General features: G+C 72.0%; 18 protein-coding genes. 6 read left to right on the top strand and 12 right to left on the bottom strand.

The window, feature by feature from the left end:
• Positions 1–53: 53 nt before the first annotated feature.
• Positions 54–902: an NAD(P)H-binding protein gene (locus ACGF0J_RS04875; RefSeq protein ID WP_393142128.1), complete on the top strand. Its 849-nt coding sequence runs from the start codon at positions 54–56 to the stop codon at positions 900–902.
• Here the strand turns inward: ACGF0J_RS04875 and ACGF0J_RS04870 are convergent.
• Positions 875–1,324 carry an Lrp/AsnC family transcriptional regulator gene (locus tag ACGF0J_RS04870; RefSeq protein ID WP_393142127.1) on the bottom strand — a complete coding sequence of 150 codons (450 nt, stop codon included), beginning with the start codon at positions 1,322–1,324 and terminating at the stop codon, positions 875–877. The two genes, ACGF0J_RS04875 and ACGF0J_RS04870, sit on opposite strands and share 28 nt — an antisense overlap.
• 93 nt (positions 1,325–1,417) lie before the next feature.
• Here ACGF0J_RS04870 and ACGF0J_RS04865 point away from each other — a divergent pair, with 93 nt between their 5' ends.
• Positions 1,418–2,266 carry a TIGR03619 family F420-dependent LLM class oxidoreductase gene (locus ACGF0J_RS04865; RefSeq protein ID WP_393142125.1) on the top strand — a complete coding sequence of 283 codons (849 nt, stop codon included), beginning with the start codon at positions 1,418–1,420 and terminating at the stop codon, positions 2,264–2,266.
• Positions 2,267–2,289: 23 nt separating this feature from the next.
• Positions 2,290–2,715, top strand: coding sequence for a nucleoside deaminase (locus ACGF0J_RS04860; protein ID WP_393142124.1), 426 nt, complete (start codon positions 2,290–2,292; stop codon positions 2,713–2,715).
• A 13-nt stretch (positions 2,716–2,728) separates the two neighbouring features.
• On the opposite strand, the gene ACGF0J_RS04855 is transcribed toward ACGF0J_RS04860, so the two are convergent.
• From ACGF0J_RS04855 to ACGF0J_RS04825, 7 genes are all read right to left on the bottom strand, one after another.
• Positions 2,729–3,595 carry an alpha/beta fold hydrolase gene (locus ACGF0J_RS04855; RefSeq protein ID WP_393142122.1) on the bottom strand — a complete coding sequence of 289 codons (867 nt, stop codon included), beginning with the start codon at positions 3,593–3,595 and terminating at the stop codon, positions 2,729–2,731.
• A gap of 65 nt (positions 3,596–3,660) precedes the next feature.
• Positions 3,661–4,662, bottom strand: coding sequence for a cytochrome d ubiquinol oxidase subunit II (locus tag ACGF0J_RS04850; RefSeq protein ID WP_393142121.1), 1,002 nt, complete (start codon positions 4,660–4,662; stop codon positions 3,661–3,663).
• Positions 4,663–4,664: 2 nt separating this feature from the next.
• On the bottom strand, positions 4,665–6,044 hold the full coding sequence (locus ACGF0J_RS04845; protein ID WP_393142120.1) for a cytochrome ubiquinol oxidase subunit I: 1,380 nt from the start codon (positions 6,042–6,044) through the stop codon (positions 4,665–4,667).
• A gap of 14 nt (positions 6,045–6,058) precedes the next feature.
• A complete protein-coding gene (locus ACGF0J_RS04840; RefSeq protein ID WP_393142119.1) occupies positions 6,059–6,346 on the bottom strand; it encodes a hypothetical protein in 288 nt (95 codons plus the stop codon).
• 232 nt (positions 6,347–6,578) lie between these two features.
• Positions 6,579–7,382 (bottom strand): SAM-dependent methyltransferase, encoded by an 804-nt coding sequence (locus ACGF0J_RS04835; protein ID WP_393142118.1) that lies wholly within the window; start codon positions 7,380–7,382, stop codon positions 6,579–6,581.
• Between the two features lie 65 nt (positions 7,383–7,447).
• Positions 7,448–7,915 carry a GbsR/MarR family transcriptional regulator gene (locus tag ACGF0J_RS04830; RefSeq protein ID WP_393142117.1) on the bottom strand — a complete coding sequence of 156 codons (468 nt, stop codon included), beginning with the start codon at positions 7,913–7,915 and terminating at the stop codon, positions 7,448–7,450.
• Positions 7,912–8,718, bottom strand: a complete 807-nt coding sequence (locus tag ACGF0J_RS04825; protein WP_393142116.1) for an alpha/beta fold hydrolase — start codon at positions 8,716–8,718, stop codon at positions 7,912–7,914. Before ACGF0J_RS04825 ends, ACGF0J_RS04830 begins: the two co-directional genes overlap by 4 nt.
• A 125-nt stretch (positions 8,719–8,843) precedes the next feature.
• Between ACGF0J_RS04825 and ACGF0J_RS04820 the strand changes: the two genes are divergently transcribed.
• Positions 8,844–10,379: an aldehyde dehydrogenase family protein gene (locus tag ACGF0J_RS04820; protein WP_393142115.1), complete on the top strand. Its 1,536-nt coding sequence runs from the start codon at positions 8,844–8,846 to the stop codon at positions 10,377–10,379.
• A gap of 251 nt (positions 10,380–10,630) precedes the next feature.
• Here ACGF0J_RS04820 and glnII read toward each other — a convergent pair whose 3' ends face one another.
• Both glnII and ACGF0J_RS04810 read right to left on the bottom strand, forming a co-directional pair.
• Positions 10,631–11,650, bottom strand: a complete 1,020-nt coding sequence (glnII, locus tag ACGF0J_RS04815) for a glutamine synthetase (RefSeq protein WP_393142114.1) — start codon at positions 11,648–11,650, stop codon at positions 10,631–10,633.
• Between the two features lie 84 nt (positions 11,651–11,734).
• Positions 11,735–12,214 (bottom strand): hypothetical protein, encoded by a 480-nt coding sequence (locus tag ACGF0J_RS04810; RefSeq protein WP_393142113.1) that lies wholly within the window; start codon positions 12,212–12,214, stop codon positions 11,735–11,737.
• Between the two features lie 206 nt (positions 12,215–12,420).
• On the opposite strand from ACGF0J_RS04810, the gene ACGF0J_RS04805 reads away from it, so the two are divergent.
• Positions 12,421–12,756, top strand: a complete 336-nt coding sequence (locus ACGF0J_RS04805; protein ID WP_393142112.1) for a carboxymuconolactone decarboxylase family protein — start codon at positions 12,421–12,423, stop codon at positions 12,754–12,756.
• Positions 12,757–12,860: 104 nt separating this feature from the next.
• On the opposite strand, the gene ACGF0J_RS04800 is transcribed toward ACGF0J_RS04805, so the two are convergent.
• Both ACGF0J_RS04800 and ACGF0J_RS04795 read right to left on the bottom strand, forming a co-directional pair.
• Entirely contained in the window at positions 12,861–13,976 is a 1,116-nt protein-coding gene (locus ACGF0J_RS04800; protein WP_393142111.1) for a virginiamycin B lyase, read from the bottom strand.
• A 127-nt stretch (positions 13,977–14,103) separates the two neighbouring features.
• The gene (locus tag ACGF0J_RS04795; protein ID WP_393142110.1) at positions 14,104–14,640 is read right to left on the bottom strand and encodes a hypothetical protein; all 537 of its coding nucleotides are present in this window, start codon (positions 14,638–14,640) and stop codon (positions 14,104–14,106) included.
• A gap of 317 nt (positions 14,641–14,957) precedes the next feature.
• On the opposite strand from ACGF0J_RS04795, the gene ACGF0J_RS04790 reads away from it, so the two are divergent.
• Positions 14,958–15,503, top strand: a complete 546-nt coding sequence (locus ACGF0J_RS04790) for a hypothetical protein (RefSeq protein WP_393142109.1) — start codon at positions 14,958–14,960, stop codon at positions 15,501–15,503.
• Positions 15,504–15,518: the final 15 nt, after the last annotated feature.

Raw genomic sequence — 15,518 nt, 5'->3', positions numbered from 1 at the left:
GACGCACCTTGAGACCGAGGCGCGCGGGCGCCGGGGTCCCTAGCGTCGTGGCCATGACCTATCTGGTGACAGGAGCGACCGGGAAAGCCGGTCGGCATGTGGTGGACCACCTGCTGCGGGCGGGGGTGCCGGTCCGCGCGCTGACCCGGGACGCCGGCAGGGCCGACCTGCCCGAGCGGGTGGAGGTCGTCGAGGGTGATCTGACCGATCCGGGCGGCCTCGCGGCGGCGCTGGAGGGCGTCGTCGGCCTGCATCTGCTGACGGCGGCGGGTGACGACTACGCGACGCTGCGGACCGGTCCGGAGCTGGTGGAGCTGGCGCGCCGGGCCGGGGTGCGGCGGGTGACGCTGCTGTGGAACGGGCACGTGGGCCCCGTGGAGGAGGCGTTCGAGGACAGCGGCCTGGAGTGGACCAGGATCGAGGCCGTGGACTTCATGAGCAACACCCTGGCATGGGCCGGGTCCATCCAGGCGGAGGGCATGGTGCGTGAGCCGTTCGCCGACGTGCCCACCGCGGTGGTGGACGAGGCGGACGTGGGCGCGGTGGCGGCGGCCGTCCTGGTGCGCGGCGGGCACGGCGGCCGGTCGTACGCGGTTACGGGGCCGCAGCGGCTCACCGCGCGGCAGCGGCTCGCCGCGATCGCCGAGGCGACCGGTCGGGAGCTGCGCTTCGAGGAGCTGTCGGTGGAGCAGGCCCGCGAGCGCTGGCGGGCGGCCGGGCACAGCGAGGAGGTGATCGAGATCCTGGTCTCCTGGCACGGGGACCCGCCCGCGGCCGCGTCCACGGTCGTGCCGACGGTGCGGGAGATCACCGGTCGCGAGCCGGGCACGTTCGCCGCGTGGGTGGCCCGTCACGCCCACCTCTTCGGGGCGGGTCAGGAGGGCGCGGCCGGGCCGCGGTAAGGCAGGGGCTGGCTGTAGACGACGCTGGTGGTGGTGCTGCCGAACGCCGCGAGCGCGTCGATCACCTGCTCCAGGTGGGACATCGAGGTGGCGGCCACCTTGAGGGTGTAGCAGTCGTCGCCGGTGGTGCGCAGGCATTCGAGGATCTCCGGCCGTTCGTCCAGCAGCCGGTGCAGCGGCTCGTGCCGGTTGCCCGGATACTTCAGGCGCACCACGGCGAGCACCGGCAGCCCGACCTTGTCCAGGTCGACGTCCGCCCGGTAGCCGGTGATGACGCCGAGCGTCTCCAGCCGCCTGACCCGTTCGGTGGTGGCGGACGCGCCGAGGCTGACCCGCCGCCCCAGCTCGGCGAACGGCAGGCGGCCGGCACGCTGCAGCTCGGCGATGATCGCCCAGTCGGTCGCATCGAGAGTCTCGGCCATCCGGCCATCCTGCCGTGGATTCCACGGCGAATCCATGCCTATGCCGGGGAGATGCTCTTCCGGCGGCGCGACGGGCCTGGATAGCCTGAACGGGTGCTTCTAGGCGTCAACGTTCCCAACTTCGGGCCCGGCACCGATCCCGCCACGCTGCGCCGGTGGGCGCGGACCGTCGAAGGGCTCGGCTTCGACCTGCTCATGGTCTCCGACCACGTCGTGGTGACACCGGACGTCGCCGAGCAGTATCCGGCTCCCTTCTACGAGCCGTTCACCACCCTGTCGTGGCTGGCCGGCGTCACCGACCGGGTCCGCATCGGCACGACCGTGCTGCTGGCCCCGTACCGGCATCCGCTGCTCGTCGCCAGGATGGCGGCCAACCTCAGCGACCTCAGCGGCGGGCGGCTGGTGCTGGGTGTGGGCGTCGGCTGGGCGCGGCAGGAGTTCGCGGCGCTGGGCGTGCCGTTCCAGCGGCGTGGGGCGCTGACCGACGAGCTGCTGACGACCCTGCGCGCCGTGTGGGAGGACAGCGCCGACTACCGGGCGGGCGCGGTCCCGCTCTGGGTCGGCGGCAACAGCGACGCCGGCCTGCGCCGCGCGGTGCGGCTGGGCGACGCCTGGCACCCGCTGCGCAACACTCTGCCGTGGCTGAGCGAGGCCGCCGGCCGGATGAAGGCCGTCGCCGCCGAGGAGGGCAGGCCGGTGCCCGGTTTCGCCCCCCGCATCCTGCTGCGGCTGACGTCCTCGCCGGTCACCCGTCCTGACCGGCTCGCCGGGGAGGGCACGATCGACCAGGTCGCGGCCGACCTGGAGGAGCTTGCCCGGCTCGGTGCCGACACGGTCGTGCTCGACCCGTTCTCCGGCGATCCGCGCGAGACCCTGCGCCCGCAGGCGGCCTGGCGGGACCTCGCCGCCGTGGCCGCCCACCTCTCTCTGGAGGCCTCATGACGTCCCGACCGCCTGGAGCCCTCATGACACCGGGCGAGGAGCGTTTCCTGCGCCGCGCCATCGAGCTGGCGGCGGAGGCGCGGGCGGCAGGCGACCCGCCGTTCGGCTCGCTGCTGGTGGGTCCGGACGGCGCCGTGCTGGCCGAGGAGCGCAACACGACGATCTCCGGCGGGGACGTCACCGCCCACCCGGAGCTGAAGCTCGCCCGCTGGGCGGCGCGCGAGCTGGCCCCGGAGGAGGCGGCGGCGGCCACGATGTTCACGAGCTGCCAGCCGTGCGGCATGTGCGCCGGTGCGATCGAGCGCTCCTTCCTCGGCCGCGTCGTCTTCGCGCTGTCGAACGAGCAGCTCACCGCGCTCAAGCCGCCCGCCTCGGGGCCCGGGGTTCGGCTCGACGGGCCGCACCTGCCCGAGGAGGCGCGGGCGGTTGTGGCGGGCTACTACCTCTGACCGAGGAGGCGGGCTACTGCCTCTGACCGAGGAGGCGGTCCTCCAGCCAGGGCCGCAGGACGGTCAGGACGGTCGCGCCCCGCATCGCGCCCATGTGGTCGAGGCCGTCCAGCACCCGCACGTCCCAGCCGAGGGATTCCAGCTCGGCGCGGCGGCGCAGGAACGGGCCCGCGATGTCGACGCGCACGCCGCCCCACTGCTCGCCGTACTCGATGACGTCGGCGGAGCCGGCGAAGCACAGGCGCGGGCAGCGGAGCCCGTCCTGCGCGGCCCGGTCGTCGAAGCCGCGCAGCTCCTGGTAGAGGGTGGCGTACTGGCCGGTCTGCTCGGGGGTCCGCACCGTCTGAACGCTGTCCCAGTCGCGCTCGGCCGCCGCCGCGGCCCAGTCGTGGGTCTCCTGCGAGCTGGGGGCGGGGTTGAGCGCCATCTCGTGGGCGGCGTTGGTGACGGCCAGCATCTCCGCGTACGGGCCGTCGATCGGCGGGAAGCCGCCCATGACCAGGGCGGACAGCCGGTCGGTGCGGATCGCTAGCTGCAGGCCGCTGAGCGCGAGCCATGAGTAGCCGTAGTAGGTGAAGCGGTCGACGCCGGCCGCGTCGGCCACGGCGAGCATGTCGGCGGCGACGTTCGCCGGGGTGAGGGTGGTGGCCTTGGGGAAGGCCTCGACATGGCCCTCGTAGTCGAAGGCGACCACGCGGAAGGCGTCGCTCAGCCCGTCGATGAGGGTGCGGCCGATGGCCGGGTCGGCTCCCCACGCGCGCATCCGGTCGGCCTGCTCCCCTTCGACCGGCGTCGGGTTCAGAGGCAGCAGGACGGCGGGGCCGTCGCCGTGCACCTCGATCTCGATGGTGGCTCCGTCGTGCAGTTTCGCTTCGGGCACGGGATCTCCTTAAGCCGTAAAGAGTTGATGGGACCACAATAGCTTATGCCGTAAGGAGTCAGCGCCTAGCGCTTGGCGTGCTCGCGCTGGAAGGTCGCGTACAACCACCACAGCGACGGCACCAGCAGCAGCGCGCCCACCGCGAGCGAGCCGAGGCTCGCCGCGAGCACGGTGTCGGTGGCCGCCGCGTCGTCCAGCGTCACACCGGGCAGCAGCTCCGGATACTGGCCGACACCCCACCCCCACAGCAGCCCCGCGACGGCCAGCGCGGCGCTCACCCGCACCGCCACGTACGCGCGCATCTGCAGCAGCACCAGCGAGGCGAGCCCCGTCGCGACCGACAGGGCCAGCAGCGGCAGCGCCCGCCCGGCGACCAGTTCGGCGAACAGGCCCGGCGCGTCGGCGCGCAGCACGAGCAACCCCGCGGCCGACAGCACCCCCACGACGACGCCGGTGGCCAGCGCGCGGCGCCTGAACTGCTCGGCGAGGTCGTCCTGACCGGTGCGCTCGGCGTCACGCGTCAGGTAGACGGCAGCCAGGTAGGCGGCCGTGCCGACCGCCAGCGCGCCGGCGATCGCGGAGGTGGGGTTCACCCAGCTCGTGACCAGGTCACCCCGGGCGATCCCGGGCGGCACCCGGCCGGAGGCGAGCGCCCCGGCGACCGCGCCGAGGAAGTAGGGGGTGACGAGCGAGGAGAACGCGAACGCCGCGCCGAACAGCCTGCGCTGCCACAGCTCGGCGGACACCTTACGGAACGCGAACGCCGCGCCCCTGGCGATGATGCCCAGCGCCGCCAGCGTCAGCGGGATGTACAGGGTGGAGGCCACGGCGGCGAACACCGACGGGATGCCCGTCCACATGAGCACGATGACGAAGATCAGCCAGACGTGGTTGGCCTCCCACACCGGGCCGATGGAGTGCTCCACCAGGGCCCGCCGCCGCGCGCCCCGCTCGGCGCCGCCCGCGAGCAGGTCCCACACGCCCGCGCCGAAGTCCGCGCCCCCGAACAGCACGTACGCGGTCAGGCCGACCCACATGACCGCGAGCATGATCTCGGCGAGCGGCATGGTCAGACGACCTTGTAGCCGGAGACGTCCGGCTCCTGCGGGGCGACCGGGACGGGCACGTCCCTGGCCAGGCGGCGCAGCACGTACACCGTGGCCACCGTGAGCACCAGGTAGACGACGCTGACCAGCGCGAACCCGTACACCAGGCCCGGCGCGGGGTTGACCGCCTCAGCGGTGCGCATGACGCCGTACACGATCCACGGCTGGCGTCCCACCTCGGTGACGATCCATCCCGCCTCCAGCGCCAGCACCGCCGCCACCCCCGACAGCGCCGCCGCCCGCAGGAACCAGACCGAGCCGGGCGGTTCGCGCCGCCGCCACCAGGTCACCGCCAGCCACGCCGACAGCGCCAGCAGCGCGAAGCCCACGCCGACCATGACCTGGAACGCCCAGTGGACCACGTTGACCGGCGGCCAGTCGCCGGGCGGCACCTCGTTCAGCCCCCTGACCAGACCGTCCGGGTCCCACTGGGCCAGCAGCGACAGCCCGTACGGGATCTCCAGCGCGTAGCGCAGCTCCCCGTCCACGACGACGCCGCCCAGGTGCAGCGGCACCCCACGCCCCGTCTCGAAGACGCCCTCCATGGCGGCGAGCTTGACCGGCTGGTTGTCGGCGACGAAGTGCGCGGCCCAGTCACCGACGCCGATCTGGACGGGGGTGACGACCGCGGCCACCGTGAGCGGCAGCAGCAGCCCCAGCCGGTGGTAGCGGTCGCGGCGGCCACGCAGCATCGCGACGGCGTACACACTGGCCATCCCGAACCCGGCGACCATGAACGCGGCCAGGATCATGTGCACGGTCTGCGGCGGCGTGGCGGGATTGAACATCGCGGCCCACGGGTCCACGGCGACGATCCTGCCGTCCCGCAGCACGTAGCCGGTGGGCTGCTGCATCCAGGCGTTGGCCGTGACGACGAAGAACGCGCTGGCCACCCCGGCGAGGACGATGGGGATCCCGGACAGCATGTGCTTGACCGGCGGCAGCCGGTCCCAGGCGTACAGGTAGACGCCCAGGAAGATCGCCTCGATGAAGAAGGCGATGCCCTCCAGCGAGAACGGCAGCCCGATCACCTCGCCGAAGGTGCCCATGAGGCCCGGCCACAGCAGCCCCATCTCGAACGACAGGATGGTGCCCGAGACCGCCCCCACCGCGAACAGCACGCCCATCGCCCGCGCCCACCGCCGCGCGAGCAGCCGGTAGTGGTTGTCGCCGCTCCGGTGGCCGCGCCATTCGGCGAGCAGGGTGATGGCGGGCATCCCCACGCCGAAGCAGGCGATCACGATGTGCCAGCCGAGCGACAGCGCCATCTGCATGCGGGCCGCGGCCAGGTCGGCGTCCGCCGCCGTCGTGAGGATGCCCGTGGTGGTCGTGGACATGGTCATGGCTGGGGGGGTGGTCAGTCGTTGCGGTCGCGCCGCTGCCTGTCACGGCGCTCCCGGCGCTGTTCCCCGGCGCGGAAGTGGCGGAACAGTCGTCTGTCGCGTGCCTCGTCGGCGACGCAGTTGACCCGCGCCCGCCTGAACGGGATGCTGGTGCACGGTATGGCGATCGGCGCCGGACGGACGGTCACGTCCAGGGCCGGCTCCCCCGCGGCCGTCGAGGCCCGCGAGACCTCGGCCGGGCCGGCCAGGAGCGCCGCGAGCAGCAGCGAGCCGAGGAGCACGGGGCGCGATGCGTGGGGCATGGAAGCCCCCTCTCTGCCGGTGTTCAGGTGCGTTCCGGCAGTAACCAGTGTTCGGGCGGCACCGGACCCGTGACAAGGAAGCTGACCCAGAGCGGAGCGTTCCGGCCCTCATTCGATGCACGGGGCCCGGCCCGTAGATCACCCACGACGATGAGGAGACATAAAATGTCGGCTCAACAGGGAATATGTCTCCCTGGAGGACGGCCTCGACGAGCGCCCCGGCGTGTGAGGGTCAGTTCTTGCGCGCGATGCCGCCGTACATGAGCCGCTGCCCGACCGTCAGCTGCTCGGGGACGGGCCCGTCCGGCCGCCACAGCGGCAGCGGCACGACGCCCGGCTCCAGCAGCTCGAACCCGTCGAAGAAGGCCGTGATCTCCGCCTCGGTGCGGAAGCGCCCGGTGCCGAGCAGGGCCAGGAACTTCTTCTCGGCGTCGCGCGAGTCCTGGCTGGAGGCGCAGAAGTGGGTGACGAACAGGTAGCTGCCCGCCGGGACGGCGTCCATGTAGGCCTCGACGATGCCGCGCGGGTCCTCGTCGTCGTGCAGGTGGTGCAGGACGCCCACCAGCATGACGGCGACCGGCCGGCCGAGGTCGATGAGCCGCTTGACGGCCGTGTCGCCGAGGATCGCCTGCGGGTCGCGCAGGTCGGAGGTGACGACCGCGGTCCGGTCGTTCTCCGCGAGGAGCGCCCGGCCGTGGGCGAGCACCATGGGGTCGTTGTCGACATAGACGACCTTGCACCCGGGGTCGGCGCGCTGCGCGACCTGGTGGGTGTTCTCCACGGTCGGCAGCCCTGACCCCAGGTCGATGAACTGCCTGACGCCCTGCTCCACCAGGAAGCGCACCCCTCGGCCCAGGATCTGCCGGTTGTAGGCGGCCACGTCGTAGATCTCCGGCACGACCTTCACGATCTCGGCGACGAAGGCCCGGTCGACCTCGAAGTTGTCCTTGCCGTTGAGGACCACGTCGTAGGCCCGCGCGATGCTGGGCCGGCTGCTGTCGACCGCGCTCTTCCACTCGTCCGGCGTCTCGGCCACGGAGATCCTTCCTCGATAGGGCGACATGAGTGATCATAGTTGCGAACGCGGGCAGAGCGGACGTTTTACCCGCTGCTGGGGCGGGTGTTCCCGGCGCGTCTCCTGAGCAGCTCGCTGCCGACGTCCACGTATCCCGCGAACAAGGAGATCACGTCCTCCAGCCGCTCCCGCGCGGGCCCGGGTCCGAGCAACTCCTCCCCGTCACGCAGCGCGGCGATCAGGGTGCGGGCCCGGGCGTGGCTGGCCTCCAGCAGGGTCTCCAGCCCCCCGGTGGCCTCGACGAGGAGCCGCCGGCTGCCCGGCTGCGGCAGGACCCTGGCCAGCCCCCAGGAGTCGAGCTGCCGCACCGCGGTGCTGACGGCGCCCTTGCTGAGGCCCAGGTCGGCGCCGATCGCGTCGAGGGACACCGGCTCCTCGGTCACCAGCAGCAGCCCGTAGACGCGACCGGTCGCGTGCGGCAGGTTCCAGGAGGCCAGCAGGTCGCCGACGGAGGTCACGAAGGCCTGCCGCCTGTCCTGCGCGGACCCGGTCACGCCCGTCCTCCCGCCGAGGCCGGAAGGGTGCGCAGGAACGCGTCGATCGCCGCGTTCACCGGCCCGGGGGCGTCCTGGTTGGCGATGTGGCCCGCGCCGGGGACGACCACCTCCGTGACCCCTTCGGCCGCCGCCCACCGCGGCATGGCCGAGGCGATGTTGCCCGTCCGGTCGCGCTCCCCTCTGATCAGGCACAGCGGAACGGGGGTGCGGTATCCGGGATCGGGGTCGAGCAGGTCGAGCGTGGCCCGCCACACCTCCAGAAACTCCCGTTTCGACAGCCGGGAGAACGCCCGCCGCGCGTCCGCCCGCGCGCTCTCGGTCGTCGCCGAGGCGTCGGCCATCATCGCGGGCAGCCGCCCGGCCGGGACCAGGGAGAGCATCGGCGCGGCCGCCTTCAGCAGCAGGCGGTCGCCGCCTGACAGGAGGCCGGTGTTCCACGCCGAGCCGATGACGATCAGGCCGCGATACCGGGCGGGGTGCCGCCGGACCAGCGCCTGGCTCAGGTTTCCGCCCAGCGACTGCCCGGCAAGGACGGGCCGGTCGAGCCCGAGGTGCCCGATGAGCGCGTCGAGGTCGACGAGCGCCCGCTCGGCGGTGAACGGCCCGCCGGCGGGCCGGGACCGGCCGTGGCCGCGCAGGTCCCACGTGACGACCCGGTGTCCCCGGGCCCGCAGGTGGTCACGCTGGGCGTCGAACATCACGTGGTCGGCTCCGGCGCCGTGCGTGAACACCACGGGCAGGCCGTCGCCGCCGGTGTCGGTGTAGTGGAGGTCGCAGCCGTGCGAGGAGAAGATATTCATCGTTTACTAAATATACCGAATCTGATGAACCACGCGAGTCCGCCGCCTCCGGGGCACCGGGGGGCGGGTTGGGATTCTTGCGGCGAGGTGATTGTCTTGGCGGAGGAACTACGAGGAGGACCCTGGTGACCCGTCAGATCGTCTCCGTTGTGGGTGGCAAGGACGCCGCCGGCATGAGCACCTACCAGTCCACCAACCCCGCCCGCACCAGCGAGGTCGTGGCCGCTGTCGGGCTGGCCGACGCCGACACGTTCGCGGCCGCCTGCCGGACCGCGAAGGAGGCGCAGCGGGAGTGGGCCAAGGTGCCGCCGCCGGTCCGCGGCCGGGTGATCGCGTCCATCGGGCGGCTGGTGGAGGCCAACACCGAGAGCCTGGCGCGGCTGGTCACCGAGGAGATCGGCAAGCCGTACGCCGAGGCGCTCGGCGAGGTGCGGGAGATCGTCGACACGTGCGACTTCTTCCTGGGCGAGGGCCGCCGGCTGTACGGGCAGACGGTGCCCTCGGAGATGCCGGACAAGAACCTGTTCACCTTCCGCAACCCGGTCGGCGTGGCGGCGGTGATCACCGCGGGCAACTTCCCCGTGGCCGTGCCGTCCTGGTACCTCGTGCCGGCCCTGCTGTGCGGCAACGCCGTGGTGTGGAAGCCGGCCGAGTACGCCGCCGCCTCCGCGCACGCCCTCTACCGGCTGTTCGCCGCGGCGGGCCTGCCGGACGGGGTGCTCAACGTGGTGTTCGCCGACGGCGCCGAGACCTTCGGCGGGCTGGAGCGGGCGCTGGAGGAGGGCACCGTGCACAAGGTCGGCTTCACCGGGTCGAGCGAGGTGGGCCGGAAGGTCGGCGAGCTGACCGGGCGGCATCTGCAGTCGGCCTGCCTGGAGCTGGGCGGCAAGAACCCGATGGTGATCATGCCGGACGCCGATCTCGACCTCGCGGTCGAGGGCGCGCTGTTCTCCGGTTTCGGCACGGCCGGGCAGCGCTGCACCAGCCTCGGCACGGTGATCGTGCACGAGAGCGTGCACGACGAGTTCGTGGCGCGGTTCGCGCGAGCCGTGCGCGAGGCCGCGATCGGCGCGCCGGACGGCGAGGTGCTGGCGGGGCCGCTGCTCGACCAGAAGTTCGCCGACCGCTACGAGGAGTACCTGACCTGGATCCAGCCGCACCACGAGGTCGTGCCGGGCGCGACGGGCCGGATCACCGCGGACAACCCGCGCGGCGGCTTCACCGGCGAGGGCGGCCTCTACTACCACCCGGTGGTCGTCGACGGCGTGCGCCCGTCGGACCGGCTGTTCCTGGAGGAGACGTTCGGGCCCATCGTGGGCGTGACGACGTTCCGGACCCTCGACGAGGCCCTCGACCTGGCCAACCTGCCCGGCTACGGCCTGTCCAGCTCGATCTACACCACCGAGGCGACGAACGCCTTCCGCTTCCGCGAGGGCGTCTCGGCCGGGATGGTCAGCGTCAACAACTCCACCTCCGGGGCGGAGGCGCACCTGCCGTTCGGCGGCAACGGCAAGTCGGGCAACGGCAGCCGCCAGTCCGGGATGTGGGTGCTGGACCAGTTCACCCGCTGGCAGGCGATGAACTGGGACCACTCGGGCCGCCTGCAGAAGGCGCAGATGGACGTCGCCGACATCACGCCCGACCTGGGGTTCCGCCTCTAGCGCCGCACCGGCGGCCGGGTCTTTTCCACCCGGGTGCAAGAAAGCCACCCCAGCGGGCCGCGCGGCCACTCCTCCCGGCCGCGCGGCCGGACACGGCGGGCGCCGGCCGTGCGAGGATGACGACGTCCCCGACTACGGAACGCAGTCGTGGTGCGACAGTCCGCAGTAGGTGACAGGTTCCCAGGGATAAGAGGGAACGCGGGCCCCATCGGGGGTGCCCGCGTTCCCTCTGCTGGTCCTCGGTGCCGGTCTCAGACCTGGCCGGCCTTCTCCAGGGCGGCGCAGCAGGTGTTGACCAGCAGGCGGGTGACCACGTACGGGTCGACGTTGGCGTTCGGGCGGCGGTCCTCGATGTAGCCCTTCTTGTCCACCTCGACCTGCCACGGGATGCGCACCGAGGCGCCGCGGTGGGAGACGCCGTAGGTGTACTTGTTCCACGGGGCGGTCTCGTGGTGGCCGGTCAGGCGCAGCTCGATGTCGGCGCCGTACTGGGTGACGTGCTCCATGGGCTTGTCGCCCTCGCCGAGCGCCTCGCAGGCCGTGATGATCGCCTCGTAGCTCTCGCGCATGGCCTTGGTGGAGAAGTTGGTGTGCGCGCCGGCGCCGTTCCAGTCGCCGCGGGCGGGCTTGGGGTCGAGGGTGGCCTCGACGCCGAACTCCTCGGCCGTCCGGTAGAGGAGGTAGCGGGCGACCCACATGTGGTCGGAGACCTCAAGGGGGCCGGCGGGGCCGATCTGGAACTCCCACTGGCCGGGCATGACCTCGGCGTTGATGCCGGAGATCTTCAGGCCGGCGGCGATGCAGCGGTCGAGGTGCACCTCGACGATGTCACGGCCGAAGACGGCCTCGGCGCCCACGCCGCAGTAGTAGTGGCCCTGCGGGGCGGGGAAGCCGCCCTCGGGGAAGCCGAGCGGCCGGCTGCCCTTGAAGAAGGTGTACTCCTGCTCGATGCCGAACCACGACTCCTGGTCGGCGAACTGCTCCGCGATGGGGCGCAGGAGGGCGCGGGTGTTGCTGGCGTGCGGCGTGCCGTCGATCTCCTCGACCTCGCACAGCACCAGCACGTTGGCACCGCCGCGGATGGGGTCCGGGCAGGTGAACACCGGACGCAGCACGCGGTCGGAGGAGTGGCCCTCGGCCTGGTTGGTGCTGGACCCGTCGAATCCCCACACCGGCGGCTCGACGCCATCGGCAAGGACCTTCGTCTTCGAGCGCAGCAGAGCGGTGGGCTCGGTGCCGTCGATCCAGATGTACTCAGCCTTGTAGGTCACGACCGGTCCTTTCGGGTTTCTCTCAGCCACGCCGAGTCTTACGGCTGCCCGTTTCCCGCTTTTTGCCCGAATGTGAACGTCGTGTTAATCGCGTGGCCGGGCGGTGCCGTGCCGGTCGACCATGACCGCCGTGTTCGGCCCGCCCTCACCGCAGCCCGGCCCGTTGGGGAAGCGCCCCGCGGGGGTGACCTCGACGGTGGTGTCGGCGAGCTCCTGCCCCCGGGAGTCACGCAGGGTCAACCGTACCCGTACGGGGCGCTTCGGCAGTCCGGCGACCTGGGCGAACCCCGTCGCACCGCCCGTCGGCCGCATCGTGACCGCGCAGCTCTCCCCCGCGCACGTCTGTCCGCCGGGCCGCGTCACCGGATGGAGCTCCAGCGGGGGGCGGTGGCAGGAGCCGTCCCAGCACACCTCCACCGCGGCCGACGCCACCCGGGCGGCCAGCGGCGGCTCCACCGTCACCCCCACGCCGACGGGCGTGCCGATCGCGGTGCAGACGCGCGGCTCGGCGAGCGCGCAACCGGTCAGGCCGGCGAGGGTGAGGACCGTGAGGAGGCGGCGCATACCCCGTACGACGAAGGCCGGGTCCGGGCGGTTCAGCCGGCGCGCCGACCGGCCGGCTCCGCCTCGACCGGATGGGCTTTACTCGCGTGCCACCATCCGTGATCATGACGGGGCCGGTGGCATCCAACGTTCATGCAACCTGTCATTGGTTCCTCTCAGGAAGTAGGAAGAAAAGAGATGAGGATCCCTCCGATCGGGAGCGCGCCATGACAGAGCCCGCGATGGAGACCGTCGATCCCTTCGGGATGACGGCCGAGCGCCAGTTCGCCGACGTGTGGTCACGTGACGTGCTCTCGACGCGCGAACGCCGCCTCCTGCTGCTCGGACTGCTCGTCGGGCAGGGCCTCGACGACCAGGTGGAGGTGCAGCTCGACGCGGCGCTGCGGACCGGCCAGCTCGGCGAGGGAGAGCTGCGCGAGGTCGTCGTCTTCCTCACCCACTACGCGGGCTGGTCGCGCGGGGCGCGGCTCAACGCCCAGGTGGAGGAGCTGATCGAGCGGGTCAGACGGCCGCGGGCCGACGCACCGGACCCCGCGGACTGAGGGGGGCTCGAAGAATGTACGGCGAACACCACTGCGGCGGCTGAGCCGCTTCGGCCGAGGCCGGCGGCCCGCCTTCGCGGGAGCCGCCGGCCTGTTGCGCGGGGTCAGGGAGTCACGACGGCGAGCTTGTCGACGTAGTCCTCGGTGACCCACAGGTTGTCGTCGGGGCCGACGGCGACCTGGAACGGCCCCGAGATCGAGGTGGGCAGCGCGTACCGGTTGACCGTGCCGGAGGTGGTGACGCTGCTGATGTTGGAGCTGCCCTGCTCGGCGAACCACAGGTTGTCGTCCGGTCCGAGCGTGATACCCCACGGGTAGGCGTAGGGGTCGTTGATGGAGTACTCGGTGAAGGTGCCCGACGTGGTGACGGAGCCGACGGCCCCGGCGATGTCGGTGTACCACAGGTTGCCGTCGGAGCCGGTGGTGATGCCGACCGGCATGGCGCCCGTGGTCGGAGCGGCGAACTCGGTGATCGTGCCGCTCGGCGTGACGCGCGCGACGCTCTCCGCCAGCGACTGGGTGACCCACAGGTTGCCGTCAGGGCCCGTCGTGATGAGGGACGGGAACGCGCCGGCGGTCGGCAGCGTGTACTCCGTGATCGTGCCGGACGTGGTGATGCGCCCGACCTTGTTGGCGTCGATCTCGGTGAACCACAGGGCGCCGTCCGGGCCGACCGTGATGCCCCAGGGATAGGCGGCGCTGGTCGGCAGGCTGTACTCGGTGATCGTGCCGTTGGTGGTGATGCGCCCGATCTTGTTGTTGGTCGCCTCGGTGAACCACAGGGCGCCGTCCGGTCCGACGGTGATGTGCGCCGGCTGCGAGTCCTCCGTGGGCAGCGAGTACTCGGTGAACACGCCCGACGTGGTGACCTTGCCGATCTTGTTGCCGAAGTTCTCGGTGAACCACAGGTTGTCGTCCGGCCCGGCCACGATGCCGATGGGCGTCGCCGGGTTGGTCGGGATGGAGATCTCCGAGATCGTCGGCGTGCGCCTGGCCTCCGCCGTGCGCAGGGCGCGCTCGCCGCGGGGCGGGCGCGGGAAACGGCAGCGGATGTTGCGGTGGGTGGGCCGCTGCTTGAGCTTCAGGCACAGCCGGACCCAGGGGCGGATCTGGGACTCCGCCTGGGGCGGCGGGGCCGCGGCCGACACCGGGACGGCGGCCGTCATGGCCAGGGCCATGACGGCGAGCGGGTAGACGAGGAATCGCGTGCGCTTTCGCAAGGGAATCCTTCCAGAATTGCTGCGGAAAGAACGCACCGAATATCTCGCGCCGTGCCTGCCGGCGGCCGGGCCCGCACGTTAAGGGCGGGTCACGTGTCGCTCAATTCGCGGGCGGCGGGAATGGCTTTCAGGCGACCGAATGCACGACGGTTCCCGTGTAGGTGCCCACCGGCGCGGTCGCCGGGATCGTGATGACGAGCGTCGGCCGCCAGCTCGTGGACGTGGGCTGCGGCCCCTTCGACGCGCGGAAGGCGGTCTGCTGCGCGGACAGCGGCACCCGCTGGTTGAAGGTAGCCTGGCCGGGCGCCCGGGTGCCGCTGCCCGAGGTCTCGGTCGTCGGGCCCGACCAGTAGGAGACGCTGGCGTTCGAGACCGTCTTGGGGCCTGCCCCGTCGCCGGTGACGAAGTTCGTCGCCGACACGGCGGCCCGCCACGAGCGGTTGCCCGGCCGGGTGTCGTTGACGGTGACCTCGTCCAGCGTGGCGCTGATCATGTTGCCCGCCCGCGTGGCCCCCATCAGGAGCATGTTCGGCAGGATGATCTCCAGCGGGAAGGCGCGCTGCACCACCAGCATCCGCCGGGCGCCCGCGTCGGCCCAGGCCGTGGCGTCGCCGAGCGCCGTCGCCAGCGCCAGTGAGACCGCCAGTGAGGGGATTGTCCGCACCTTTCTCCTCTGCCGCCGCGAAACCCGATTCCGTGCAAGGGCATGTGAAAATCCGATGGGCAGCCTAGATCGCCGGAACGCCACCGCATTCTCCAATCACGCCCGTGGATGGTAAACAGCGCGGCAGGAGTGAGCCGGGAACGCGCCGACTTCCAAGACTCGGCAGATCACGACAAAGGTGTCACCGGACGCGCGTGGCCGCCGTTTCCTCTTCGGGCGCGCGGAGCAGGATGTGATCACGTACATCCGCTCATGACCGGGAGCGGGCTTTTCTGGGGGGATGGGCAGTGCTCAAGAGCCGTTACGGCGCCCTTTGGGTGGGCGTTTCCGCTGCGATGGTGGCCACGGCGGTCGCGGTGCCGGCCAGCGCCGGCACGTGCGCGCCGTCGACCACGTGTCCGACGACGGTGACGTTCACCGTGTCCGCAGGCGACGGGCTGGAGATCACCGTGCCGGACGGGCCGGTCAGCGTCGGGACGGGAGCTCCGGGGACCCAGGTCTCCGGCCAGATCGGCACGGTGACGGTGTCCGACGAACGGGCCGCGCTCTCGGCCACCTGGATCACCTCGGTGACGGCGACGGACTTCACCACCGGCGGCGGCACCCCCAGCGAGACGGTGCCGAACACCGCCGTCCGCTACTGGTCGGGGCCGGCCACGGCCACCACCGGCGTCGGCACCTTCGTCCCCGGCCAGCTCAACGCCGCGTCGGCGGTCTTCCTCGACCAGGTGCGCACGGCGTTCAGCAAGACGACGGGCTCCGGCAACAACTCCGCCTCCTGGAACCCGACCGTCGTGGTCGACATCCCGGCCAGCGCGGTGGCCGGCCTCTACACCGGCACGGTGAACCACTCCGTTGCCTGACCCACGTCTCCTGCG

It is taken from the genome of Nonomuraea sp. NPDC047897, assembly GCF_043204415.1.
GTDB lineage: Bacteria > Actinomycetota > Actinomycetes > Streptosporangiales > Streptosporangiaceae > Nonomuraea.
The sequence above is the reverse complement of the archived record's forward strand: the minus strand, read 5'-3'. Positions and strand labels throughout refer to the sequence as shown.